1 protein-coding gene is annotated in these 1179 nt (G+C 71.2%); it reads left to right on the top strand.

The window, feature by feature from the left end:
* A partial coding sequence (locus ARC23_RS20130; RefSeq protein ID WP_203226385.1) for a type VI secretion system Vgr family protein occupies positions 1-1179 on the top strand: 1179 nt, incomplete at both ends.

Below are 1179 nucleotides of genomic sequence, written 5' to 3' on the forward strand. Positions count from 1 at the left end.
GATGTACCGGGTGAGGTCTCCACCGCGTTCTACGACAACCGCTTCGTCGCCATTCCGGCCGAGGTGAGCTACCGCCCGCAGACCGAAGACGGCCACGGCACGCACCTGCACCCGCGGCCGACCATCACCGGCACGCTCAGCGCGATCGTGGTCAGCGATGGGGATCCGCTGCTGTCCGACCGCGACCACCGCATCAAGGTGCAGTTCCCGTGGCAGCGCGGCGGCAATGCCAGCAGCGGCCTGGCTCATCCCGGCGGTGACGACAACGCGCCGGCCAACGGCGGCGCCTGGACCTGGGTGCGAGTGATGACGCCCTGGGCCGGCGACAACTGGGGCGGCGTGGTGCTGCCGCGGCGCGGGCAGGAAGTGCTGGTGGCATTCCTGGAAGGCGACATCGACCGCCCGGTGGTGGTCGGTGCGGTCTACAACGGCCGTGGCCAGCAGGATGCGCAGCACAACCAGATCAACGGCGGGGGCGCCAACGCCACCGGCAACGCTGCCGCCTGGTTCGAGGGCAACGACCACGCGGCGGTGTACACCGGCTTCAAGAGCCAGGCGCTGGCCGACAGCCAGGGCGGCACCGGTGGGTATCAGCAGCTGCGCTTCGACGACACGCCCGGGCAGGGCCGCGCGCAGCTGTCCACCACCCAGCACGAGACCACGCTCACCCTGGGCCACCTGAAGGGCGGCCAGGACAATGTGCGCGAAGGCGAGCGCGGCTTTGGCGTGGAGCTGTCCACCCAGGCCCAGGGCGCACTGCGCGCCGGTCGCGGCCTGCTGCTGACCACCGAGCAGGGCACGCCGCAGATGGCGGCGCCGCAGGCACTGAGCCAGCTGCAGGAAAGCCAGCAGCTGCTGCAGCAGCTGGCAGAATCGGCCGCCAACCAGCAGGCGCAGCTGCCGAGTGACCCGAAAGAGCTGCCGGTCGATACCACCCTGACCGAGCTGCAGGAAGCGCTGCGTGCCACCCACAGCGGCAGTGCCGCGGGCAGCATCGCGGGCGGCGACGGCGAAGCACCGGGTTGGAGCGCACCGGTGCTGCTGGGCAGTGGCGTGGCCGGCGTACTGAGCCTGACCCCCGCCGATCAGGTCTGGGTCAGCGGCACCCACACCACCCTGGCCAGCGGCGTGGCGCTGAACTGGATGACGCAGGGCTCACTGACGATGGCGGTGGCCGGG

The organism is Stenotrophomonas beteli (genome assembly GCF_001431665.1).
In the GTDB taxonomy this organism is placed as follows: Bacteria; Pseudomonadota; Gammaproteobacteria; order Xanthomonadales; family Xanthomonadaceae; genus Stenotrophomonas; species Stenotrophomonas beteli.